Raw genomic sequence first — 23046 nt, 5'->3', positions numbered from 1 at the left:
CGTTGGGATCTTCTCCGCCCACTCGAAAGGGAATCCCATGTCAGCGATCTTCTTCGGCTCGATCAGCACCCTTGCCGATACCTCCGAACTCCAGCGCCAAGCCTTCAACGACGCCTTCGCCGCCTACGGCCTGGACTGGGAGTGGTCACGTGACGACTACCGGTCCATGCTGGGGTCCAACGGCGGTGCGGCTCGGATCAAGGAGTACGCGGCTTCCCGCGGAGCCGACGTCGACGCCTCGGCCGTGCACGCCAAGAAGTCGCAGATCTTCCAGGACCTCCTGGCGTCGACGAGCATCGAGCCGCGTCCCGGCGTCCTCGACACCGTCGAGGAGGCCAAGCGCGGCGGCCACAAGCTGGGTTTCGTCACGACGACTTCGAAGGGCAACGTCGATGCGATCCTGTCGGCGCTGCAACCGCATCTGGATGCCGACGTGTTCGACGTCGTCGTCGACGTCGATTCCGTCGACGATCCCAAGCCCAATCCGGCGGCTTACGCGTTCGCCCTGCAGCTACTGGGCGAGAGTGCCGACGGCGCAGTGGCGATCGAGGACAACGCCGGCGGGGTGAAGGCCGCGGCCGCGGCGGGCATCACGTGTGTTGCCTTCCCGAACGAGAACACCGCGGGCGGCGACTTCGCCGACGCCGCGCAGACCGTCGAGTCGCTGGATGCCGGTCGAATCCTCGAACTGGCGAAGTCCTGACCGAGCATCCGACTGACCAACCACGATTCAGGAGCAGATCCATGAGCAACCTTCAGGCCAGCGTCACCGTGAGCGACGGCGCCTTTCACGTCAAGGGCTACGAGAAGATCGAGTACGACCTCGTCTACGTCGACGGCGTGTTCGCCGTGGAGAACCTCGAGTTGGCCGATACGTACCGGCCCTACGGTCGCGCCCTGATGGTCGTCGACGAAACCGTTCTGGCGCTCTACGGCGAGCAGATCCAGAACTACTTCGACCACCACGCGATCGCGCTGACGGTGCTGCCGGTGCAGATCCGCGAGACGGCGAAGTCCTTGGAGACGTTCGAGCGCATCGTCGGCCAGTTCGACGACTACGGGCTGGTGCGGACCGAACCCGTGCTGGTGGTCGGTGGTGGATTGACCACGGACGTCGCTGGATTCGCGTGTGCCAGCTACCGGCGCAACACGCCCTACATCCGCATCCCCACCACCCTCATCGGGCTGATCGACGCCAGTGTGTCGATCAAGGTCGCGGTGAACTACGGCAAGCACAAGAACCGGCTGGGCGCCTACCACGCCTCGCAGAAGGTGCTGCTGGACTTCTCCTTCCTCAAGACCCTGCCCGAGGATCAGGTCCGCAACGGCATGGCGGAGCTGATCAAGATCGCCGTCGTCGGCAACGACGAGATCTTCCGGCTGCTGGAGAATCACGGTCCCGAACTGTTGCAGACGCGGTTCGGCCACCTCGACGGGACACCGGAATTGCGGGCCGCCGCCGAACGGCTGACCCACCAGGCCATCGCCACCATGCTCGAACTCGAAGCGCCCAACCTGCACGAGATCGACCTGGACCGGGTCATCGCGTTCGGGCACACCTGGAGCCCGACCCTCGAGTTGAGCCCGGCGGTGCCGTTCTTCCACGGTCAGGCCATCAACATCGACATGGCGCTGTCCACGACGCTGGCCGAGCGGCGCGGACATCTCTCCGTCGCCGACCGGGACCGGGTGCTCGGCGTGATGAGCGCACTGGGCCTGGCCCTGAACAGCGAGTACCTGACCCCGGAACTGCTGGAACAGGCAACGGCCTCGATCCTCAAGACCCGTGACGGTCTGCTGCGAGCGGCCGTTCCGGATCCGATCGGACGGTGCCGCTTCCTCAACGACGTCACCGTGGCCGAACTCGCGGACACGCTCGAGCTGCACGAGAAGATCTGCCTGGACTACCCGCGCGGTGGCGACGGCATCGACGTCTTCACCGTGGCCGAGGCGCAGGACGTTTCGTGAATCCCACCGCGGTCGGCCGTCCGGCACGGCCCGTCACACCGACGACCATCCTGGCGCGCGAACTGGACGAGACGTGCCGCGCGCTGAGCGCGGTCGCCGGGGTCGACACCGCGATCGTCGAACGACTGTCGCGGGCGCGCGACCTCGCAGCTGGCCTCGATCCGTATTTGGACCAGTGCACCAGTGCCGAGTCGGCCGCATTGGCCGACTTGGCCGCGAGGACGCGGGCGACGGACTGGACCGCGGACGCGTCGGGTGGCGGACGGCTGGAGCAGGAGATGCTGTCCGGTCATGTCGAAGGTAAGGTGCTGAAGTTCCTGGTGCACCTGGCCTCGGCGCGACGGGTGCTGGAGATCGGCATGTTCACCGGGTATTCCGCGTTGGCGATGGCCGAGGAACTGCCCGCCGACGGTGAATTGGTGGCCTGCGAGATCGACTCGGCCGTGGTCGATTTCGCCCGCGCCGCCTTCTCCCGGTCGGAGGCCGGCCGCAAGATCACCGTGGCGGTTGGCCCCGCAGCCGACACCCTGCGACGGTTGGCGGCCGAGGCCGAGGCGGACTCGGACCGCCGGTTCGACTTCGTGTTCGTCGACGCCGACAAGGGCAGCTATCGCCAGTACGTCGACGTCCTGCTCGACAGCGGCCTGCTCACCCCGCGGGCGGTGATCGCGGTGGACAACACCCTGATGCAGGGTGAGCCCTATCTCGGCGGGCCGGGCGGCGGCAACGGCCGCGCGATCGCCGAGTTCAATGCGAAGCTGACCGAGGACCCTCGGGTGGAACAGGTGCTGCTTCCCCTGCGGGACGGTCTGACGCTCATCCGACGGGCGCGGGTGTGACGGCACTGCTGGCGCCGCGCGTGGGGGACACCAGCACCGCGCGGACACTGGCCGTGCTCGCCGCGTTGACCGTGACGTGGCCCGTCGACCTCGCGCTGGTGCTAGGTGCCACGCTGGTCGGGCGACGAGGGCGACCGTCGCACGAGGCTTCCGAGGCGCACCGCACGATCTTGATCAGCGGGGGGAAGATGACCAAGGCGCTGCAGCTGGCCAGGTCGTTCCACTCGGCGGGGCACCGCGTGGTGCTGGTGGAGTCGGCGAAGTACCGGTGGACGGGGCACCGGTTCTCGCGTGCGGTCGACGCGTTTCACTGCGTGCCGGAACCGACCGCACCCGGCTACGCCGAGGCCCTGCGCGACGTCGTGCTAAGCGAGGGCGTGGACGTGTTCGTCCCGGTGTCCAGCCCCGCCGCCAGCGTCCACGACGCGCGTGCCCGGACCCTGCTCGACCCGATCTGCGACGTCTTGCATCTCGATGCCGAGACCGTCGAGATTCTCGACGACAAGGCGGAATTCAGCCGGGCCGCCGCCCAACTCGGGCTGCGGGTCCCGGACTTCCGCCGCATCACCGACGCCCGACAGGTCGTCGACTTCGACTTTCCCGACGGACGCGAGTACATCCTCAAACGGATCGCCTACAACCCCGTCGGACGGATGGACCTGACCCGATTGTCGCGGCAGACCCCGCAGCGCAACGCCGAGTTCGCGCGTTCGTTGTCGATCTCCGAGGACGACCCGTGGATCCTGCAGGAGTTCATCGCGGGCACGGAGTACTGCACGCATGGCACCGTGCGCGGTGGCCGGCTTCAGGTGTACGGATGCTGCGAATCGTCGGCGTTCCAGGTCAACTACGCCCACGTCGACAAGCCCGAGATCCGGTCGTGGGTCGAACAGTTCGTCGGTTCGCTGGAACTCACCGGTCAGGTTTCCTTCGACTTCATCGAGGCAGCCGACGGCCACCCGTACGCCATCGAGTGCAATCCGCGCACCCACTCCGCGATCACGATGTTCTACGACGACCCGCAGGTGGCCGCTGCCTATCTCGACGACGGACATCCCGTCATCACTCCTCGGCGGGGAGCCCGGCCCACGTACTGGATCTACCACGAACTGTGGCGGCTGCTTACCCAGCCCGGCCGCATCGAACGGTTCCTGACGATCTTGCGCGGCAAGGACGCGATCTTCGCAGCATGGGATCCGTTGCCGTACTTGATGGTTCACCACGCCCAGATTCCGTCGCTGCTGCTGGACAACCTGCGCCGACGGCGCGGGTGGACGCGCATCGACTTCAACATCGGCAAGCTCGTCGAATCGGGAGGCGACTAATGGACGCGCGCCCGCCCATCTCGGTGTTACACCTGGTCGGCTCCGCCGTCGACGACTTCATGGCCGATCTCTCGCGGCTCTACGCTGGGGCGTGCCTGGCGGCGCTGACCGCGCCCGGTCGCTACGACCATCACCTGGCCTACGTGTCGCCGGATGGATCGTGGCGCTTTCCCGCCGACCTCGGCGCCGATGCCCTGGCGTCGGCGATCGCCATGCCGCTGGACGACGCGCTGGCCTACGTCAAGATGCTGGGCGTCGACGTGGTGGTGCCCCAGATGTTCTGTCTGCCCGGCATGACCTCCTACCGTGCGGTGTTCGATCTCCTCGGCATTGCCTATCTCGGCAATCCCCCCGAGGTGATGGCGAACGCCGCGAACAAGGCCACGGCCCGGGCGATCGTCGCGGCCGCCGGCGTCGCCGTGCCCGATGGACGGTTGGTGGGTTCCGGCGGGGCAAGCCCGTTGCCGCTGCCCGTGGTGGTCAAGCCGGTCGACGCCGACAACTCGGCGGGGGTGTCGCTGGTGCACGAGCCCGCCGACTACGACGCCGCCGTCGACCTCGCACTGGCGCACGGCACCGCCGCTCTCGTCGAGTCCTACGTACCCCTTGGCCGAGAAGTGCGCTGCGGCACCATCGTTCGCGACGGTGAGGTGACCTGCCTGCCGCTGGAGGAGTATGCGGTCGATCCGGCCGTGAAACCGATCCGCGGTCGCGACGACAAGCTGGACCGTACCGAGGGGGGCGACCTGTTCCTGGTGGCCAAGGACGCGAGCCGCGCCTGGATCGTGCCGGAGGACGACCCGGTGACCGCGGTGGTGTGGGAGGCGGCCCGGCGCTGCCACGAGGCGCTGGGCTGCCGTCACTACGGATTGTTCGACTTCAGGATCGACGCCGAGGGCAACCCGTGGTTCCTCGAGGCGGGGCCCTACTGCTCGTTCGCTCCCACCAGCGTCATCGCCGTGATGGCTGCCGCTCGCGGCATCGAGGTGACCGAGCTGTTCGCGATCGCGCTGGCAGAACTCGACGGTGAGAGACCCCGGTGCTCACTCACGACGAGCTGACCCCGCTGGGCGCGGTCGTCACCGGGCTGCGCGTGGACACCCTCGGGGAACGGGACGTGCGTGCGCTGCAGGAACTGCTCGCCGACCGCGGCGTCGTGGTGCTGCGGGGTCACGGCGGGACCGACGACCACCGGTTCCTGCGGTTCCTGCGCAGCCTGGGAACGTTGACCTTCACCAAGGGCGAGACCCCGGTGTCCGGTTTCGAGGACCTCAACGTCATCACCAACGTCGGTCGCGCCACACCACCGCGGTCGACGTTCCACACCGACACCAGCTACGTACGAAACCCGCCGATCTATACCGCCTTACGGGCGGTGCGGGTGCCCCGGCGCGGGGGGCGGACGCAGTTCAGCGACCAGTACGCGGCCTATGACACGCTGCCCGCCGACGTCCGCGACCGGCTGGCCGGACGGACGATCACGCACGTGGTGACCGGCCTCGAACTCGACGAAGACGCCGAGACGTGCGCCGAGCACCCGATCTTCTGGACGCACCCGATCTCGGGTCGCACCGCGCTGTATCTGAGCACGCCCAGCCGATGCGCGGCCATCAGCGGGCTGTCCGCAGGAGAATCCGCCGACACGATCGCCGGGCTGTTCCGGCACTCGACCAGGGAGGCGAACGTCCTCGCGCACGCCTGGGCGCCCCACGACGTCGTGATCTGGGACAACCGCTGCGTCCTGCACCGGGCCGACCACACCGAGGTGGTCGGCGACCGCGTCATGCACCGTGGCATGGTGGCTGCCGCGCCGTGACCGCGCGCATACTGGATTCCCATCAGCTGAATCCCCCCTGCTCGTCGACCGCAACGAAGAGGCTGCCCACGTGAGTTACTCGTCCGCTGGTCTACCGCGTCACGAGGTGCCCGCGGCGTTCGACGTCGGCGCGTCGGCCTATGACCAGCTCGTCGGCGCCAATCCCGGGTATCACGCGCACCTGCGTGCCTCGGCGCTGCGCATGCGGCTGCCCGACCGCGGGCGCGGCTTGCGTCTGCTCGATGCGGGCTGCGGCACCGGCGCGTCGACGGCCGCCCTGCTGGCCGCGGCCCCCGAGGCGGAGATCGTCGCCGTCGATGCGTCCGCGGGCATGCTGGACCAGGCGCGGGCGAAGGCGTGGCCCGACTCGGTGCGCTTCGTGCACAGCCGCATCGAGGACCTCGATAAGGCGGGGGTGGACGGCCCCTTCGACGGGATCTTCGCGGCCTACCTGCTGCGCAACCTCGCCGACCCGGACGCGACGCTCGTACGGTTCCGCGAACTGTTGCGTCCCGGTGCGACCCTTGCGGTGCACGAGTACTCGGTGCGCGACTCGGTACTGGCCACCGCCGTCTGGAACGCCGTGTGCTGGGGTGTGGTGATTCCGCTCGGCAAGCTGCGCACCGGCGATGCCGCCCTGTATCACCACCTCAGACGTAGTGTCAATGGATTCGACGGCGCCGTCGCGTTCCGAAACAGATTGCGCAGCAACGGGTTCACGGCCATTCACAGTGAGACCATGTCGGGTTGGCAGCGCGGTGTCGTACACACGTTCCTGGCGGATGCCCCGCGCTGAGTTTGGACGGGGTGGCAGGGGGTAAGGGCTAGCCGAGGCGTGGAGCAGTCGCGCCAGTCCGGCGTCCCGTACAGAGCGGTCGCCATCGAACCGCAACGCTTGGAGCTTCAATGCCCCCATCACGCAACAAGGATCAGAAGGCGCCCTCCGCGGTCGGACCCGCTGGCGCACGCAAAGCCGAAGTCGCCGATGCCGATTCGCGAGCGCAATCGGGCCGCTACCTGACGACCGCGCAGGGTTTGCGACTGCCCGACACCGACCACTCCCTCAAGGCGGGTTCGCGCGGGCCGACCCTGCTCGAGGACTTCCACCTCCGCGAGAAGATCACCCACTTCGACCACGAGCGGATTCCGGAGCGGGTCGTGCACGCACGCGGCGCGGCGGCGCACGGCGTATTCGAGTCGTATGGCGCCGCGGCGTCGGTGACGAAGGCCGGGTTCCTCGCCAAGGGCGTCACGACGGAGGTGTTCTGCCGGTTCTCCACCGTCCTCGGGTCCCGTGGTTCGGCTGACACCGTCCGCGACACCCGCGGGTTTGCGGTGAAGTTCTACACCGACGAGGGCAACTTCGACCTCGTCGGCAACAACATGCCGGTGTTCTTCATCCAGGACGGCATCAAGTTCCCCGACGTCATCCACGCCTCGAAACCCCAGCCCGACCGCGAGATTCCGCAGGCGCAATCCGCACACGACACCTTCTGGGACTTCGTCTCATTGCATACCGAGGCCACCCACCACGTCTTCTGGAACATGAGTGACCGCGGCATTCCCCGCTCCTTGCGGACGATGGAAGGCTTTGGCGTACACACCTTCCGGCTGGCAAATGCGCGCGGTGAGACCAGCCTGGTGAAGTTCCACTGGAAGCCGATCGCCGGAGTGCATTCGCTGGTATGGGAGGAAGCCCAGATCGCCGCGGGCGTCGACCCGGACTTCCATCGCCGCGACATGGCCGACGGCATCGAGGCGGGCGCACCGCTGGAGTACGAACTCGGGCTTCAGGTGATGCCCGACGACGGCAGCGACACCTACGAAGGCATCGATCTGCTCGACCCCACCAAACTGGTTCCCGAGGAATTGGTGCCCGTTCAGTTGGTCGGCCGACTCACCCTGAACCGCAATCCCACCAACTACTTCGCCGAGACCGAACAGGTCGCGTTTCACACCGGCAATCTGGTTCCCGGAATCGAACCGACCAACGACCCCCTGATGCAGGCCAGGCTGTTCTCCTACCTGGACACTCAGCTGACTCGTCTGGGAGGACCGAACTTCACGCAGCTGCCGATCAACCGGCCACACTGCCCGGTCAACGACATGCTGCGCGACGGCATGCACCAGAGTGCCATCCACACCGGGGTCGCCCCATATCGGCCCAACGGCATCGACGGCGGTGAGCCGCTGGTGGCCTCCGCCGAAGAGGGTGGCTACGTGCCCACGCCTCGCCAGGTCGACGGACCGGTGGCCCGCGAACAGCCCGTCTCGTTCGAGGACCACTTCACCCAGCCGGCGATGTTCTACCGCAGTCTCAGTGCCATCGAGAAGGCACACATCGTCGAGGCGTTCACCTTCGAGCTCGGCAAATGCTACGAGAAGTCGGTCAAGGAACGCGAGCTCGAGGTGCTGGCCAACGTCGACACCGAGCTGTGCCGCCAGGTGGCCGATGGACTGGGACTGCCTGCACCGCAGGGCAACCCACCGACGGGAGATACGGTGTCGGCGGCGCTGTCGCAGGTCGTCACCACGCCGGGGCCGGTCGCCGGGCGCAAGGTGGCCGTGATCGCCGACGCCGGTTCCGATCTCGCCGGCATCTCGGCGCTGACCAAGGCGCTGGAGCGCAAGGGTGTGACGGTGCTGGTCACCGCACCCGTCGGCGGCACGTTGCGGGCTGGACGGCGCGCCGTGGTGGTCGATCGCACCTTCGCCACCGCGCGGTCGATCGAGTTCGACGCCGTCGTCGTCGCCGCGGGCACTACGCCAACTCCCGACATCAAACTGGTGGTGCTGCTGCAGGAGACGTTTCGGCACTGCAAGGCAGTTGGCGCCTGGGGAGACGGCGTCTCGCTCCTCGACGCTGCCGGCATCGACCGGGCTGCTGCCGGGGTGCTCATCGCCAGCGACGCCGACAAGGCGTTCGGCAGCGACCTGACCACCGCGCTGGGCCTGCACCGGGCGTGGGCCCGCGCCGACGCCGTGATGGCCTCGGCGGTGCCGCCGGCCAAGGTGCCCGTGAAGTCGGCAGCGCCGGTCACGCACACCGTCGCGAAGAAGAAGGCGGCCCGCCGCGCTCGCCGTCCCTCTGCGTGATGAACGTGGTGTAGCCCGGTGGCAACCGGGTACGTGTTCGGCAGGGGGCCAACCAATGGAGGATGAAGTGGCTAAAGGTGTTGCGACGGTATGGATGCCGGTCGAGGACATGGGTCGCGCGGTCAAGTTCTACGGTGAGACCCTTGGCCTGAAGGTCAAGGACGAGGGTGACGACTGGTCGGAATTGGATGCCAACGGCGTCTCGATCGGTCTGAATGCCCGCGAGCAGACCCACGGCCAAAGCGGTGGGGGCGCGATCCTCACCCTGCAGCCCGAAGGCAGCCTGTACGACGAGATCGTCCGGCTGACCGACGCCGGAGTGACGTTCGTCGGAGAGGTCAGTGAGCACCCGTGGGGTCGCATCGCCTGCTTCAAGGACTCCGAGGGCAACGATCTGCAACTGTTCGAGTCGCCGTCCAGCGAATAGGGCTCGACGACGGTGAAATGCCCTGGGAGACAGTCGATCGACTGTCTCCCAGGGCAGTTCCGTCCGTCGGTGACTACTGGCGTTGCGCCCGCGCCTCGGCACCCGACTCGCCGGAGCCGAAGTCGTCGTCGCTGCTGGACCTGCCGACGTAGCTGCCGTCACCCTGGCCGTGCTTGCCGTCCCGCGCTCCGGCGACGCCCGGATCGGACTCGATGTCCGACTCGGCCTTCTGGTCCTCGGCCGCCCTGTCGTCGTTGGCTGTGGTCATCGCTGCTCCTGTCGAATTCCGTTGTATGCCAACACCTACCCGTGCCTACCCGCCCGAAACGCGTTCTGGTGTTTCGTCGGCCCGTTGCGGGGTAATGGCACGAGGTGACGTCCCTCTGGCTCGCTGACCGCGTCGTACAACCCATGCCCTTCCGAAGTGGGCTGTCCGGGGACACCTCGGCCGACGTCGTCGTCGTGGGCGCCGGCATCACCGGACTGATCACGGCGGTGCTGCTGGCGCGCTCGGGCAAGGACGTCCTCGTCCTCGAGGCGCGCACCGTGGGTGCGTGCGCCACCGGGAACACCACCGGCAAGATCAGCCTGCTGCAGGGCAGCAAGCTGTCGAAGATCGCCGCCAAGCACGACACCGCCACGGCCACGGCGTACGTGGAGGGAAACCGCGAGGGTCAGGCCTGGCTGCTGCGCCACTGCGAGAGCCGGGGCGTCGCCGTCCAGCACGAAGACGCCTACACCTACGCACAATCCAGCACCGGACTCGACACCGCCCGCGCCGAGCTGAGCGCCGCCCGCGATGTCGGCCTTGGCGTCGAATGGGTGGACCAGGCCGACGTGCCCTTTCCCTTCCGCGGCGGCGTTCGCCTGCGCGAACAAGCCCAGTTCGACCCGATGACGCTGTTGGAGAGCCTGGTCGCCGAACTCGTCGAACATGGCGGGCGCCTCGCGCAGGGGGCCCGCGTGCACCACGTCTCCCTCCTCGGGGGCACGCCGCGCATTGCCGTTCGGACCGCCGACGCCGGTGAGATCACCGTTCATGCCCAGCAGCTCGTCCTGGCCACCGGAACCCCGATCCTCGACCGCGGCGGGTTCTTCGCCCGGCTCAAGGCCCAGCGGTCATACTGCCTGGCGTTCGACGTTCCTGGTGACGTGACCCGGGGGATGTTCCTCTCCACGGACTCGCCGACGCGTTCGGTGCGCTACGCCCCGACGGCCGCCGGTGACGTGCTCGTAGTCGGTGGAGCCGGCCACCCCGTCGGCCGGAAGTCACCGTCGAAGGCGCTCGACGAGTTGAGCGGGTGGGCCAAGCTGCACTATCCCGGGGCCGAGCAGACGCACTCGTGGTCCGCCCAGGACTACTCACCCGTCGATGAATTGCCCTACGTCGGACCGATCCTGCCCGGTCTCGACGACATCTACGTGGCAACGGGTTTCGACAAGTGGGGCATGACCAACGGCGCCGCGGCCGGGCTGGCCCTGTCCAGTCGAATCCTGGGTGGCCGGATGGACTGGGCGAGCGCCTTCGCGAGTTGGAGCCCGCACGAACTGGCCGGGCTCGGCACGCTGGCGCAGTGCAACCTCGAGGTCGGGTTCAACCTCGCCAAGGGGTGGGTGACGCCGATGGCCGCGCCACGGGGGACCCCGGCGTGCGGTGGCGTGGTCCAGGGCCCGCCGTGGCACCTGCGTGCCCGAAGCACCGTCGACGGCGTCGAGCACGTCGTGTCGCCCGTGTGCCCGCACCTCGGAGGGATCGTCACGTGGAATGACGCCGACGAGGCGTGGGAATGTCCATTGCACGGATCGCGGTTCGCGCCCGACGGCACGCTGCTCGAGGGACCCGCGACCAATGACCTGGCGCGTTCGGCCGAACCGATGGGAGAGACGCGATGACCGTGACGCGAGACATCGACGCACCGCGCGAGCGGGTGTGGAAGGTGCTGGCCGACGGCTGGAGCTATTCGGGGTGGGTAGTCGGCAATAGCCGGATCCGCGCCGTGGACCCGCAGTGGCCTGCGCCGGGCTCTCGGATACTGCACTCGATCGGCGCCTGGCCGGCCGTCATCGATGACGAGACCGTCGTCGAACAGTGCGTGCCGGGGGAGCAGCTGGTGCTGCTGGCCAAGACTCGGCCGGCCGCCGAGGCCCGAATCACCATGGAGCTCAGCGATACTGCGAGTGGTGGCTGTCGGGTGTCGATGACCGAGGTCGCGGTGACGGTGCCGCTGCGGTGGGTACCCGACGCCGTGCAGCTGCTCGGTGTAGCGCCCCGGAACCGGGAGTGCACCTGGCGGTTGAAGATGATCGCCGAACGCAACGCGCCCCCGGCCGAGGGCACCTAGGCGCGGGGGCGCCCCTGGCGGCACGTGGTTGGAACCGCCAGGGGCTGGAACGCGCGCATTCCGGACTGCACGACGTCCTTCCCTTGCAGCTACCCGGATCTGCGCCGGCTATGCACCGGAAACCTGTTGCTTCGCGACGACGGGCCGGCCGTCGGGGCACCGGGTGATCAGGCCCAGGTCTTCGAAGGCGTCGAGCCAGCCCTGCATCGGCCACCACTGCCACCGGTCGTGGAAGATCGCAGCGTTGCGCACCACGTCCTCGACGTGTTCGATGGGCGGATCGGACACGGGGTGGTACTGGTGGAAGGCGTCGGCACCGCCGACCCAGCGCATCGGCACTCCGAGGGCTCCCGCGGTCTGACCGAAGTCGGTGTCCTCGGCGCCATAGCCCCGATAACGGGTGCAGAAGCCGCCGATCCGCTCCCAGGTGCTGGCGGCGAGTGCGAAGGACAGCGACCAGAACAGGTGACGATCGTCGGTGGTGATCACGTCTGAAGGCGGCGGTGCCGGTCGCGCGGGGTGCGGATCCGTCAGCGGGGCGAGGTCGGTCGGATATCCCCGCGGCCCGGGCGGCGGCAGATAGGTCACCGCACCGCACAGCAGGGCATCTCGATGGTTGGGGTGTGCGGCCGTAGTGCGGTAGCGCGCGACGAGGGAGGTGCCCGGGATGCAATCCACGTCGAGGAAGATCAATAGTTCGGCGCCAGCCGTGATCGCCGCGGCGGCACCGGCATTCCTGGCCGCGGCGATCGGCAGCGGCCCCTCGGGGTTGTCGAACGGCACGACGACCGCGGAACTGCCTGCGGCAGCGACGATGTCGGCGACGGCAGGGTCGTCGATCGCGACCACCACGTGCTGGTCGGGCACCGTCGTGCCCCCGGCGAGTCCGTCCAGTTGACGCCGCAGGTGGGCGTCGCGACCGTGGACGATCGTGACCACTGCGGTCCTCACGCGGCCGGCTCCGGGGCATACCGACGGGCAGTCGAGGCGATCGCCTCGGCAGCGCGGTCGGCGGCGCCGCGCGTCTGCCAACGTTCCCATGCCGCAGGGTTCAGTGCGAGCGCCTGGTCGATCACCCGCGGCCACGCACCCGGCGACGGCCATGCGTCGAGCACCTGCGCCATGCGGTGGCTGCGCAGCGTCTGGGCCGTCGCGCGCTGTTCGTCGAAGGGCCGGTGTTCCGGCAGGATCACCGCGCGCCGCTGGGCGGTCGCCACGTCGGCCACCAGACCCTGACCGGCATGGGTCACCACCACGTCGGCCGCGCAGATGTCCTGCCACGGGTCGGCGCGCCACGGCCGGCCCGGCAAGCCGATCGTCGACCACTCGAACTGGGGTGTCGCGGCGGCGGAGGCATCGACCATCGATTGGTCGACGTCGCCGCCACCGGCGCCACCGACGACCAGGATCCTCGGCGCTTCGCCGGACGAACGGTCACGCATCGGCTCGCGCCCGTCGAAGCGGCTGATGCCACCCACGTAGGTGGTCTTGTCGGCGTGGCAGCGCAGCCAGTCCGGTTCGTACAGATCGCGCGGCCAGGCTGCGATGATGTGGTCGGCCAGCTGGTGTACCAGCCGGTGGGGCGTGTCGGTGCGCTCACCGGGCAGTGCCATCACGATCACCGGAACGCCGAGAAGCCTTGCCAATGACGCAATCTCGACCGACACGTCGACGATGATCGCGTGTGGCCGGACCTCGGCGATCCAGCGGGCGACCAGCGCCATCCGCTGGCTGAGCCCGGTGTGGTGATGCGGCGCCCAGTGCAGCGCCCCGTGTGCGGTCGGCTCCGGCGCCGATGCGGGGTCGTCATCGCGGGGTAGCGTCAGGATGGCGTCGAACGGATGCGGCCCCGGGACGTCCAGTGACGTCAGGGCGGTGACCGGCTGACGCAGTCGGGTGGTGATGCTGACGGCCCGATTGAGGTGTCCGCGGCCGCAATGATGGATGTAGTAGCCGATCACGAGATCCCTCGCCTGCCTCTTCGATCATGTGGTAGTAGATGGCCTCATAGGCCGCGACCATGGCGCCCGCCGAGCAGCGGGTGACCGCGTGGCGGTGCACCGCGGTTCGCGACAGGCCCTCGGCAGAGGCGATTGCGTCTGCCATCGCGTCGACGTCGCCCGGTTCGACCAGCCGGCCCCCGGCGTCGGTGACGACCTCGGGGATCCCGCCGCGTGCGAAGGCGACGACCGGCGTCCCGCAGGACATCGCCTCGGCGACGACCAACCCGTACGGCTCGTCCCACACCGGGGTCACCAGGGCCACGGCCGAGCGCCCGACGAGCTCGGCCAACTCGTCATGGCGAAGGTGGCCGACATGGCGGATGCGATCGGAGAGCCGTGGTGCGATCTGGTCGCGGTAGTACTCGTCGTGGTGCACGGGACCCGCCAGCACCAGGCTCCGGCCGGCGCGCTGGGCGGCGTCGATGGCCAGGTGGGGTGCCTTCTCTGGAGTGATGCGCCCGAACCAGACCAGATCGTCACCACCGGGGCCCAATGGCCAGAGCCTGCTGTCGACGCCGTTGGGGACCAGGCTCATGGTGGGCACCGCGTGCTGCCACGACTTCGCCGTGTGGCGGCTCACCGCGGCGAAGTGGGTGCCCGAGCCGCCGGTCACGTGCAGCGCGGATTCCAACCACGGCGTCGGGGGAGTGTGCACGGTCGTCAGCATCGGCGTGCTCAGCAGGGGAGCCATCGCGACGGGCAGATGGTGCAGGCTGTGATTGTGGATCAGGTCGAACGGTTCGGCCGAGCCAGTCGCCAAGTGCATCATCAGCGTCAGATAGGCGTGATGGTCGGCCATGAACGCGGGTGCCGACGCCGAGGGGTCGGCCGCCGCCGCCGATGACAGCGTCAGGTCGCGCACGCTGAGCGAGTCGCATCCGAGTTCGGAATCCGAGCCCGTCGCAGCGAACAGCGCGACATGATGTCCCAGCGCAGTCAGCGACCGCGCGAGATGCCAGACATGGGCCTCCAAGCCGCCGGCGAACGGCTGGCTGATCGGAAAGCGGTTCGAGGCAATCAAGGCCACCCGCAACGGGGTGTTCACACCCACGCCTGGGCGCAGACCGCCGGAACAGAGGCGACACGCAACACATTGGACTCCTGCAAACGGGCACGCGAGGACGTGACCGCTGCGGATCCCGCCGACGTCGCGACGACCCGGATGTAGCCAGTCCCCGCAATGCTTGAGGCAACTTCGGAGTCGCAGATACCCGTCCTGGGGCGGCGGAAACCCCCGGTGTCCCAACTCTCCTCGGGGGCCGGACGGCGCGGGGCGACGGGCGTCGCGTCACCCAGGGTCGACGACGACCTCGTCGGCGGATTCGTCTGGCGCGGAGCCGGTTTGGTGGGCGAGCGCAGTCTTGGGCATCGCCACCACCGCCGCCGCGGTCGCCACGGCGACGACCAGGACGCCGAGGAACACCGCGGCGGTGCCCGCCTGGATCGCCGTCGGGCCGACCGACCGGATGTCACCGGCGCCAAAGATCGCATTGGCGATCGCGCCGAACACGGCGACCCCGACCGCGCTGCCCAGTGACCGCGCGAACATGTTGCTGCCCGTCACCACGCCCCGTTCGCTCCAGTCGACGCTCGACTGCGCGGCGATCAGGGTCGGCACCGCGAGAAGGCCCATGCCGCCGCCGATGACGAAGCAGACCGTGGCGACGACGGCGACGTTTGGTCGGTGCGCAAGCGCCACCAGTACCGATGCTCCGGCGATCACCAGCACGACGCCGGCGATCGCCGTGCTCTTGAACCCCCAGCGCAAGTAGAACCGGCCCGCGATGCTGGCGGTCGCCGGCCAGCCGATCGTCAGCGCAGCCAGCGCGAGGCCGGCGACCAGCGGTGCCGTACCCAGGGCACCCTCGAGGTAGGTCGGCACGTAGGACGTCAACCCCATGAGGATGGCGCCAACGCCGAACGCGACCAACGTCGTCGCGCACAGCAACCGGCGGGAGAAGACCCACAGGGGCAGGACCGGTTCGACGGCCCGGCGTTCCACCACCACGAACACCACCAACAGCACCGCGCCCGCCGTGAAGGCGCCGATGCTGGGGGTCGACGACCACGCCCAGCTCTGCCCGCCGCCGAGGATGGCCAGGATCAGCGACGTCATCGCCAGCGCCAGCAACAGCGCGCCCAGGGTGTCGACCGTCCGACGGCGACGGGTGATGGTCTCGTGGAAGTGCCGGTGGAACATCCAGGCCGCTACCAGGCACAGCGGGATGTTGATCAGGAAGACGCCGCGCCAGATGCCCAGCTGGGAGAACACGCCCCCGAGCATCGGGCCGACGACCGAGGAGATGGCCCAGACGCTGGCCAGATATCCCTGCACCCTGGCGCGCTCGGCGACGGTGTACACGTCGCCGACGATCGTCATGGCAGTCGGCTGGACGGCGCCTGCCCCGAGCCCTTGAACCGCCCGGAACACGATCAACGCCAGCATGTTCCACGCCGCCGCGCAGGCAATCGACCCGATGAGGAACAGTGCGATACCGGTCAGCAGGATCGGCTTGCGACCGAAGACGTCGGAGAGCTTGGCGAAGATCGGCGTCGTGACGGCCTGGCCGAGCAGGTAGGCGGAGAAAAGCCACGGGAATTGGTGGAACCCGCCGAGCTCGCCGACGATCGAGGGCACGGCAGTGGCCAGCACCGTGGAATCGATGGCGACCAGTCCGGTGCTCAGCATCACCGAGATGAGGACCGGGCCGCGCTCGGACCGGAAGCCGACCGCCGTCGTCGAAGTCACTGCCGTTCACTCCGATCGTTGGACACCGAGACGAAGGTACGCCGCACCGGCAGCCGCCCGATTCCGCACGAACCGCCCGGCCGGGATCCGGGGTGTGCTTTGTCACCTGCCGGCGCCCGGTCGGTGGCACCGCCGGTGAGCCCGCTGAGACCGCGATCACCCTGTCCCACAAGGTGTCTCGAGCATCGTCGGGCAGCCTCGTGACACGGCTGCGCATGGTTGGCGGACACGCCGGCACGAGTTGACGAACTGGTGAACACAGGGCAACCTCTTGGTGTGATCGAGTCGAGCGAGCGGACGGTCATCGACCAGGTGGTCGACAGACTTTCCCAGAAGTACCCAGGCGTCCCTGGCGAGAAGGTCGTCGACGTCGTCAACGACTGCTACGCCCGCTTCGACGGGCGGCCAATACGCGATTACGTCCCGTTGTTCGTCGAACGCGGCGCACGCGCCAGGCTGGCTCAGCTGTCCGTTTAGCCGCGGGTCACTTCCGAAACCGCGCAGCAAATGATAGAAGTATTTCTACGCTGCGCGGCAGGGAGGACACCCATGAAGACTCTGATCATGGTCGCCACCGCGATCTGCGTTGCCGTTGGCGCCGCGCCGTGCGCTGCCGCCGACGAGGCCAGCTATTTGGATCAGCTCCAACCGCGATTCGCCACCCTGACCGGTCATCAGTTGGTGAGCGAGGGTTACAAGGTCTGCCGCTACGTCGGGGTGGGGCGGCCAGCCGGCGATGCCATTCCGATGGTCACCAAGGACCTGGAAGTGGGTGTATCTCCCGCGCTGGACATCATCGCCGCAGCGCTGGTGCAGTTGGACTGCTGACCGCCGCGCTAGCGAACAACCGAGTCAGCGTCATGATCAACCTCGAGTGGCACGTGGCCGCCCTCCGACGGCCCTCCTCGAACCTCCTTGGCAGCCCCACCCAGGGTCGCGATGTCGTAGACACGTGCAGCTGAATCGTGGTGCGAGGAGGCCCGCGGGACGCGCGGGAGCGGAGAGGTAACGATTCGCAACCCGAACGATTGCGAAACGATCGTGAGGTCGGAACCCCCCTTTCAGGCAAATTAGGGTGGCTTAGTGCGTCGCCGAACCGCCCTCAAGCTCCCATTGTTGATGGCGGCGGGTGCTGCGTTGACGCGGGTCTCGCCGGCGTCGGCCGACGTGGGGCGGTGGTCGGCCGACCGCGCCAACAGTTGGTACCGGGGGCAGGGCTGGCTGGTCGGGGCGAACTACCTCCCGGCGACCGTCACCAACCAGATCGAGATGTTCCAGCAGGGCACCTACGACCCACGGCGAATCGACGCCGAACTGGCCATCGCGCGGTCGATCGGGTTCAACACCATGCGGGTGTTCCTGCACGATCTGCTCTGGGTCCAGGACCAGGGGGCGTTCCAACGCCGGCTCGCCCAGTTCGTCGCCATCGCGGCCAGCCATGGCATCAAGCCGCTGTTCGTCCTGTTCGACTCGTGCTGGGACCCCCACCCCAAGCTGGGTGCCCAACACGCCCCGGTGCCCGGCGTGCACAATTCCGGCTGGGTACAGAGCCCAGGTGCCGACCGTCTCGACGACCCTCGCTACAGGGTGACCCTGCAGCAGTACGTCACCGGCGTGATCAGCCAATTCCGCAGCGATCCAAGGGTTTTGGGCTGGGATCTGTGGAACGAACCGGACAATCCTGCGAAGGTCTACCGCAAGGTGGAACGCAGCGACAAGTTGGACGCGGTCACCGCGCTGCTACCGCAGGTGTTCCAATGGGCCCGTGCCGTCGACCCGGCGCAACCCCTGACCAGCGGGGTGTGGCAGGGCAGCTGGGGTGCGGGCAACCGCAGCACCATTGCCGGCATCCAGCTCGACAACTCCGACGTGGTGACCTTTCACTCATATGCCAAACCCGCCGACTTCGAGGCGCGGATCGCCGAGCTCGCGCCCCTCGGGCGACCCATCATCTGTACCGAGTACCTGGCCCGCACGATGGGCAGCACCATCGAGGGAATCTTGCCAATCGCCAAGCAGCACAACGTAGGCGCGTACAACTGGGGACTGGTGGCCGGCCGGAGCCAAACCTATCTGCCGTGGGACTCGTGGGATCACCCCTACGCCGACGTGCCCAAGGTCTGGTTCAGTGATCTGCTGCAGCCCGACGGCCGGGCCTACCGGGACGGCGAGATCCAGACGATTCGACAGCTGACCGGGGTGGCGGGCCAAGCCACCGGATCCTGACCGCCGACCAAGGATCGCGCTGAGCAATACCCTGGCACGCGACCGGCAGGTGTTCGTACTCTCGGCACCCGTGAACTCCGCCGCCATCTCCCGTCGCCGTGCATTGCAGCTTTTCGGCCTGGCCGGGGGTGCCGCGATGCTCGCCCCCGCCCTGGCCGCTTGTGGCTCCTCCGACAACGGTCACGCGCTGGCCGGAAACGCGCCGCTGACGGGCAAGTTCGACGGCGTGACCCTCAAGGCGCTGGTGAACCAGCCGCACGTCACGTCCTTCCGCGACATCCTGGCGCCCGCCTGGGCGAAGGCCACCGGTGGCACCCTCGAGGTGACCGCTGCTCCCTACGATCAGCTCACCAGCAAGCAGATCCTCGACGTGCAGAGCGGCACTGGCGAATTCGACGTCTTCGACTACTTCTACTTTGGCCTGGGTGACCTGGTCGACGCGGGCGCGCTGGTCGACCTCACCTCGTGGATCAACGACAACAAGACGGGCATCGGGGTCGACGGCTACCTCCCGTCGATCTACGATCCGTACACGCTGTTGAACGACAAGCGCTACGGGTTGCCCTACGACGGCGACGTCCACATCCTGTTCTACAACGCCGAACTGCTGGACCGATACCACGTGCAGCCGCCCACGACGTGGGATGAATACGACGAGATCGCCGCCAAGATCACCAAGGACGCGCGGGGCGCGGCCTACGGTGCCATCGTGTCGGGTCAACAGGTTCCGATGATCCTGGGCTGCTCCTACATCAACCGGCTCACCGGGTACGGCGGTGAGCTGGTCGGCGCGGACGGCAAGCCCGCGCTGACATCGGGTGCGTCCATCGCGGCGCTTCAGCATCTCGTCGACGTCGCACCCGCCGCGCTGCCCACGCCGTTGCAGGTGGGATTCGATCAGGCCAACACCGCGTTCCTGACGGGCCAGGGTGCGCTGCTGGACACGTGGACCGACATGGCGCTGCGCGCCGAGGATCCTACCGCCTCGAAGATCACCGGCCGCTGGGGTGCGGTGTCGCTGCCCGTGGGGGGTGCGAACAAGACCCCGCGTACCGCGCTGGATGCCGGTTTCGGCCTGGGCATCTCGACGGCGTCGAAGCACCAGGACGCCGCGGCGGCCTTCATCAACTGGGCCACCGCCGCCCCGCAGAATCTCACCGTCTCGTCGACCGCCGGGGCCGGCATCGACCCCGTGCGCGGCGAGGTGCTCGGCTCGGACGGCTACGCCAAGGTCGTCACCAAGGCGATCGGCCCGATCCGCGAGGGCCTGAACGGACATCCGCTGGTGTGGCCCAAGCAGGCCGGTGCACCGAAGGCGTTGCAGGATCTCGTCGATCAGCTCGCGCTGGCGATCGCGGGCACCCAGACGGTGCACCAGTCACTCGAGAACGCCCAGAAGAGCTGGGAGAGCGCTGCGACATGACGCGACGCGTCCCGCTGTGGCTGGCCCTGCCCGCCATCGCCGGACTGGTGTTGTTCCTCGTGTACCCGACGGCGTACCTGGTGGCCCTGGCGCTGACCCACTCGTCACTGGCCCACCCGTTGCGTGCGTTCTCGGGCGCGAACAACTTTCAGTCCGCGCTCGCCGCACCGGCGTTCACGCCGTCGCTGTGGCGGTCCACGTTGTTCGCCGTGGTGGCCACCGTCGCCACGACGGGGTTCGGCCTCGTCACCGCTCTGCTTCTGCGGGTGCGTGGAGCGCGTTTCGGCGTCGTCGGGGCCTTGCTCCTGCTGCCGCTCGTCACCGCGCCCGTCCTGATCGGGGTGGCCTGGAAGCTGCTGTTGGCACCGGTCGGTGGCGGGTTGGCAGGCGCGTTCGCGGCACTGGGACTGCCCGGGTTCAATCCGCTGGGGTCGGGTGCCGGCGCGTTCGTGGTGCTGCTCGTCATCCACGTGTGGCAGTGGACCCCGTTCGCCGTGCTGATCCTGTTCGCCGCACTGGGGGTCGTGCGACCCGAACTCGTCGAATCCGCACGCATCGACGGCGCCGGGCCATGGCGTGCGTTCACCACGGTGACCTGGCCGGCGATCGCCCCCACCGTGTGGGCGGTGGCGGTCCTGGAACTGGTCATCGGGTACAAGGTCTTCGATCTGATCGTCGTCATCACCTCGGGTGGGCCGGGGTTTGCGACGACGCTGGCGCCCTTCGTGATCTACCAGACCGGGTTGCGCGGCAGCTTCGACATGGGCACCGCCGCAGCGCAAACGCTCATCTTCGCGATGATCGTCGGGGTGGTGGCCACGGCGCTGACGGCGGCGCGGGCGCGCGTGGTCGAGGGCGAACGATGACGCAGACGCGGCCCGGACCGCGTCGCTGGGCGTGGGCGGCGTTGACCGTGATCACGGCCGTCGTACTCGTCCCGATCGCCTACCTGGTGTCGCTGTCGCTGCGGTCTCCCAACGACGTGCTGAATTCGTCCCTGCTGCCCACGCAGCCGACCACCTCGAACTTCCTCAAGGTGTTCGACACGATCGCCCTTGGCACGATGTTGCAGAATTCGTGGGTCTCGGCGGTGGGCGCAGCGCTGTTGGCGGTCGTGATCGCCGTTCCGGCAGCGTATTTCACGGCCCGTCGGTTCGGCGGCGAGCGATTGCTGACGGTGCTGCTGGCCAGTTACTGTGCGCCCCCGATCGTGGCGATCATCCCGTTGTTCTTCCTGCTGCGCCGCCTTGGCCTGACCAACGACGTGATCGGGCTGATCGTGGTCAACGGCGTGGCCAACGTCCCGGTGGCCGCATGGTTGCTCGACGGATTCGTGCGCCGCATCCCCGTGGAGATCGACGAGGCCGCCGTCGTCGACGGGTTGTCGGTGGCTGGCGCATTCCGCAAGGCGATCCTGCCGTTGCTCTGGCCGGGGATCGTCGCGGCCCTGCTGGTGGTGTTCTTCCTGAGCTACAACGACTTCCTGTTCGCCGTGTACCTGGCGGTGACGAAGGAAAGCCAGACCCTGACGGTTGGCCTCTCGCTGTTCCAAGGCGATCGCAACGTTCAGTTCGGCCAGCAGGCCGCGGCAGGTCTGCTGGGCATCCTGCCCGTCTACGCACTGGCGCTGTTGGCACAGCGCTACCTCGTCGGCGGCCTCAGTACGGGAGCGACCAAGTGAGCATCGTCGAACTCGACGGCATCGCAAAGGCATTCGACGGCACCACTGTCGTCGACGGTCTCGACCTCCGGCTGGAGGACGGGTCGCTGACGGTTCTCGTCGGGCCGTCGGGGTGCGGCAAGTCGACCACGCTGCGCATCGTCGCCGGGCTCGAATCGGCTGACCGCGGGGCGGTGCGCATCGACGGCAGGGACGTCACCAGGGCCACGCCGCGGGAACGCGACGTGGCGATGGTCTTCCAGAACTACGCCCTCTACCCGCAGTTGAGCGTGAGCGGCAACATCGCGTTTCCACTGCGCAACGCCGGGGTGCCCAAGGCCGACGCGCTGCAGCGGGCCCGCGAGGCCGCCGAACGCGTCGGCATCACCGCGCTCCTGGACCGCAAACCGCGACAACTCTCCGGAGGCCAGCAGCAGCGGGTGGCGATCGCGCGTGCCCTGGTCCGCACACCGTCGGTATTCCTGTTCGACGAGCCGCTGAGCAACCTGGACGCCAAGCTGCGGGTGGAACTGCGTTCCGAGATCCGGCGACTGCAACAGGAATTGGGCATCACCGCCCTCTACGTCACCCACGACCAGGAGGAGGCGATGACCATCGCCGACCAGCTGGTGGTCTTGGAGGGGGGCCGCATCGCGCAGCGCGGAACCCCGGAGGACCTCTACCGCCGGCCGGCCAACACCTTCGTCGCCGGCTTCATCGGGTCACCTAGCGCCAACTTGGTCTCGGGTCGTGTCGCCGACGGTGTCTTCGAGGCCGACGGTCTGGTGTGGCCGGGGCCCTCCGGCCCCGAACGCGACGTCACGATCGGGGTCCGGCCCGAAGACCTCCTCGTCGAACCGGCCGGTGACTCGGGTGGTGGCAATGGCACCGTGGAACTCGTCGAGCTGCTCGGGCCGCGGTACGTGGTGATCGTCGTCGTGGGACCCCGACGCCTGACGGCGGTCGTCGAGGCCGCCACCGTCGCAGGCTGGAGCGCGCCGCCGAAGCCCGGTGACGCGGTAGCCGTGCGGATCAGGCCGGGACGTGCGCATGCCTTCGACGCGTCGACGGCGCAACGGTTGTCCGACGTGGATTAGATTCGCGGCGAATACAACTCACTGACCAGCGTCCGCCAGATCATAGGGTGTGCTGGCTCCCCGGTTCCCGAGTGA

General features: G+C 68.3%; 23 protein-coding genes. 18 read left to right on the top strand and 5 right to left on the bottom strand.

What is annotated here, in order from left to right:
• Nucleotides 1-37 precede the first annotated feature (37 nt).
• The 9 genes from SBI80_RS16510 to SBI80_RS16470 all read left to right on the top strand — a co-directional run bounded on the left by SBI80_RS16510 (nucleotide 38) and on the right by SBI80_RS16470 (nucleotide 9471).
• Nucleotides 38-703 (top strand): HAD-IA family hydrolase, encoded by a 666-nt coding sequence (locus SBI80_RS16510; RefSeq protein WP_318975889.1) that lies wholly within the window; start codon nucleotides 38-40, stop codon nucleotides 701-703.
• A gap of 41 nt (nucleotides 704-744) precedes the next feature.
• The gene (locus SBI80_RS16505) at nucleotides 745-1968 is read left to right on the top strand and encodes a sedoheptulose 7-phosphate cyclase (protein WP_318975888.1); all 1224 of its coding nucleotides are present in this window, start codon (nucleotides 745-747) and stop codon (nucleotides 1966-1968) included.
• On the top strand, nucleotides 1965-2807 hold the full coding sequence (locus SBI80_RS16500; RefSeq protein WP_318975887.1) for an O-methyltransferase: 843 nt from the start codon (nucleotides 1965-1967) through the stop codon (nucleotides 2805-2807). Before SBI80_RS16505 ends, SBI80_RS16500 begins: the two co-directional genes overlap by 4 nt.
• Nucleotides 2804-4132, top strand: a complete 1329-nt coding sequence (locus tag SBI80_RS16495) for an ATP-grasp domain-containing protein (protein ID WP_318975886.1) — start codon at nucleotides 2804-2806, stop codon at nucleotides 4130-4132. The genes SBI80_RS16500 and SBI80_RS16495 overlap by 4 nt, the downstream gene beginning before the upstream one ends.
• Complete coding sequence (locus tag SBI80_RS16490) at nucleotides 4132-5193, top strand: D-alanine--D-alanine ligase family protein (RefSeq protein ID WP_318975885.1); 1062 nt, start codon at nucleotides 4132-4134, stop codon at nucleotides 5191-5193. Before SBI80_RS16495 ends, SBI80_RS16490 begins: the two co-directional genes overlap by 1 nt.
• Nucleotides 5172-5948: a TauD/TfdA dioxygenase family protein gene (locus tag SBI80_RS16485; RefSeq protein ID WP_318975884.1), complete on the top strand. Its 777-nt coding sequence runs from the start codon at nucleotides 5172-5174 to the stop codon at nucleotides 5946-5948. Before SBI80_RS16490 ends, SBI80_RS16485 begins: the two co-directional genes overlap by 22 nt.
• Before the next feature lie 70 nt (nucleotides 5949-6018).
• Nucleotides 6019-6744, top strand: coding sequence for a class I SAM-dependent methyltransferase (locus SBI80_RS16480; RefSeq protein ID WP_318975883.1), 726 nt, complete (start codon nucleotides 6019-6021; stop codon nucleotides 6742-6744).
• Between the two features lie 110 nt (nucleotides 6745-6854).
• Nucleotides 6855-9044: a catalase gene (locus SBI80_RS16475; RefSeq protein WP_318975882.1), complete on the top strand. Its 2190-nt coding sequence runs from the start codon at nucleotides 6855-6857 to the stop codon at nucleotides 9042-9044.
• Between the two features lie 67 nt (nucleotides 9045-9111).
• Nucleotides 9112-9471, top strand: coding sequence for a VOC family protein (locus SBI80_RS16470; protein WP_318975881.1), 360 nt, complete (start codon nucleotides 9112-9114; stop codon nucleotides 9469-9471).
• A gap of 73 nt (nucleotides 9472-9544) precedes the next feature.
• Here SBI80_RS16470 and SBI80_RS16465 read toward each other — a convergent pair whose 3' ends face one another.
• Nucleotides 9545-9739 carry a hypothetical protein gene (locus SBI80_RS16465; RefSeq protein ID WP_318975880.1) on the bottom strand — a complete coding sequence of 65 codons (195 nt, stop codon included), beginning with the start codon at nucleotides 9737-9739 and terminating at the stop codon, nucleotides 9545-9547.
• A 104-nt stretch (nucleotides 9740-9843) separates the two neighbouring features.
• Between SBI80_RS16465 and SBI80_RS16460 the strand changes: the two genes are divergently transcribed.
• Nucleotides 9844-11364 (top strand): FAD-dependent oxidoreductase, encoded by a 1521-nt coding sequence (locus SBI80_RS16460; RefSeq protein WP_413232735.1) that lies wholly within the window; start codon nucleotides 9844-9846, stop codon nucleotides 11362-11364.
• On the top strand, nucleotides 11361-11813 hold the full coding sequence (locus SBI80_RS16455) for an SRPBCC family protein (RefSeq protein WP_318975878.1): 453 nt from the start codon (nucleotides 11361-11363) through the stop codon (nucleotides 11811-11813). The genes SBI80_RS16460 and SBI80_RS16455 overlap by 4 nt, the downstream gene beginning before the upstream one ends.
• Before the next feature lie 108 nt (nucleotides 11814-11921).
• Here SBI80_RS16455 and SBI80_RS16450 read toward each other — a convergent pair whose 3' ends face one another.
• The 4 genes from SBI80_RS16450 to SBI80_RS16435 all read right to left on the bottom strand — a co-directional run bounded on the left by SBI80_RS16450 (nucleotide 11922) and on the right by SBI80_RS16435 (nucleotide 16505).
• Nucleotides 11922-12764, bottom strand: a complete 843-nt coding sequence (locus SBI80_RS16450) for a glycosyltransferase family 2 protein (protein WP_318975877.1) — start codon at nucleotides 12762-12764, stop codon at nucleotides 11922-11924.
• Nucleotides 12761-13537: a glycosyltransferase gene (locus SBI80_RS16445; RefSeq protein ID WP_318975876.1), complete on the bottom strand. Its 777-nt coding sequence runs from the start codon at nucleotides 13535-13537 to the stop codon at nucleotides 12761-12763. Before SBI80_RS16445 ends, SBI80_RS16450 begins: the two co-directional genes overlap by 4 nt.
• An 82-nt stretch (nucleotides 13538-13619) precedes the next feature.
• Nucleotides 13620-14861, bottom strand: coding sequence for a glycosyltransferase family 4 protein (locus SBI80_RS16440; RefSeq protein WP_318975875.1), 1242 nt, complete (start codon nucleotides 14859-14861; stop codon nucleotides 13620-13622).
• A 243-nt stretch (nucleotides 14862-15104) separates the two neighbouring features.
• A complete protein-coding gene (locus tag SBI80_RS16435; protein ID WP_318976230.1) occupies nucleotides 15105-16505 on the bottom strand; it encodes an MFS transporter in 1401 nt (466 codons plus the stop codon).
• 336 nt (nucleotides 16506-16841) lie between these two features.
• Between SBI80_RS16435 and SBI80_RS16430 the strand changes: the two genes are divergently transcribed.
• The 7 genes from SBI80_RS16430 (at nucleotide 16842) to SBI80_RS16400 (ending at nucleotide 22971) form a co-directional block, all read left to right on the top strand.
• Entirely contained in the window at nucleotides 16842-17042 is a 201-nt protein-coding gene (locus SBI80_RS16430) for a three-helix bundle dimerization domain-containing protein (RefSeq protein ID WP_318975874.1), read from the top strand.
• A gap of 72 nt (nucleotides 17043-17114) precedes the next feature.
• Entirely contained in the window at nucleotides 17115-17393 is a 279-nt protein-coding gene (locus SBI80_RS16425; RefSeq protein ID WP_318975873.1) for a hypothetical protein, read from the top strand.
• Between the two features lie 255 nt (nucleotides 17394-17648).
• Nucleotides 17649-18791, top strand: coding sequence for a cellulase family glycosylhydrolase (locus SBI80_RS16420; RefSeq protein WP_318975872.1), 1143 nt, complete (start codon nucleotides 17649-17651; stop codon nucleotides 18789-18791).
• A gap of 70 nt (nucleotides 18792-18861) precedes the next feature.
• Nucleotides 18862-20214 carry an ABC transporter substrate-binding protein gene (locus SBI80_RS16415; RefSeq protein ID WP_318975871.1) on the top strand — a complete coding sequence of 451 codons (1353 nt, stop codon included), beginning with the start codon at nucleotides 18862-18864 and terminating at the stop codon, nucleotides 20212-20214.
• Nucleotides 20211-21080, top strand: coding sequence for a carbohydrate ABC transporter permease (locus SBI80_RS16410; protein WP_318975870.1), 870 nt, complete (start codon nucleotides 20211-20213; stop codon nucleotides 21078-21080). Before SBI80_RS16415 ends, SBI80_RS16410 begins: the two co-directional genes overlap by 4 nt.
• Nucleotides 21077-21895: a carbohydrate ABC transporter permease gene (locus SBI80_RS16405; protein ID WP_318975869.1), complete on the top strand. Its 819-nt coding sequence runs from the start codon at nucleotides 21077-21079 to the stop codon at nucleotides 21893-21895. Before SBI80_RS16410 ends, SBI80_RS16405 begins: the two co-directional genes overlap by 4 nt.
• On the top strand, nucleotides 21892-22971 hold the full coding sequence (locus SBI80_RS16400; protein ID WP_318975868.1) for an ABC transporter ATP-binding protein: 1080 nt from the start codon (nucleotides 21892-21894) through the stop codon (nucleotides 22969-22971). The genes SBI80_RS16405 and SBI80_RS16400 overlap by 4 nt, the downstream gene beginning before the upstream one ends.
• Nucleotides 22972-23046 lie beyond the last annotated feature (75 nt).

Source organism: Mycolicibacterium sichuanense, assembly GCF_033741125.1.
Classification (GTDB): domain Bacteria; phylum Actinomycetota; class Actinomycetes; order Mycobacteriales; family Mycobacteriaceae; genus Mycobacterium.
This window is presented reverse-complemented; position numbering and strand designations above follow the sequence as displayed.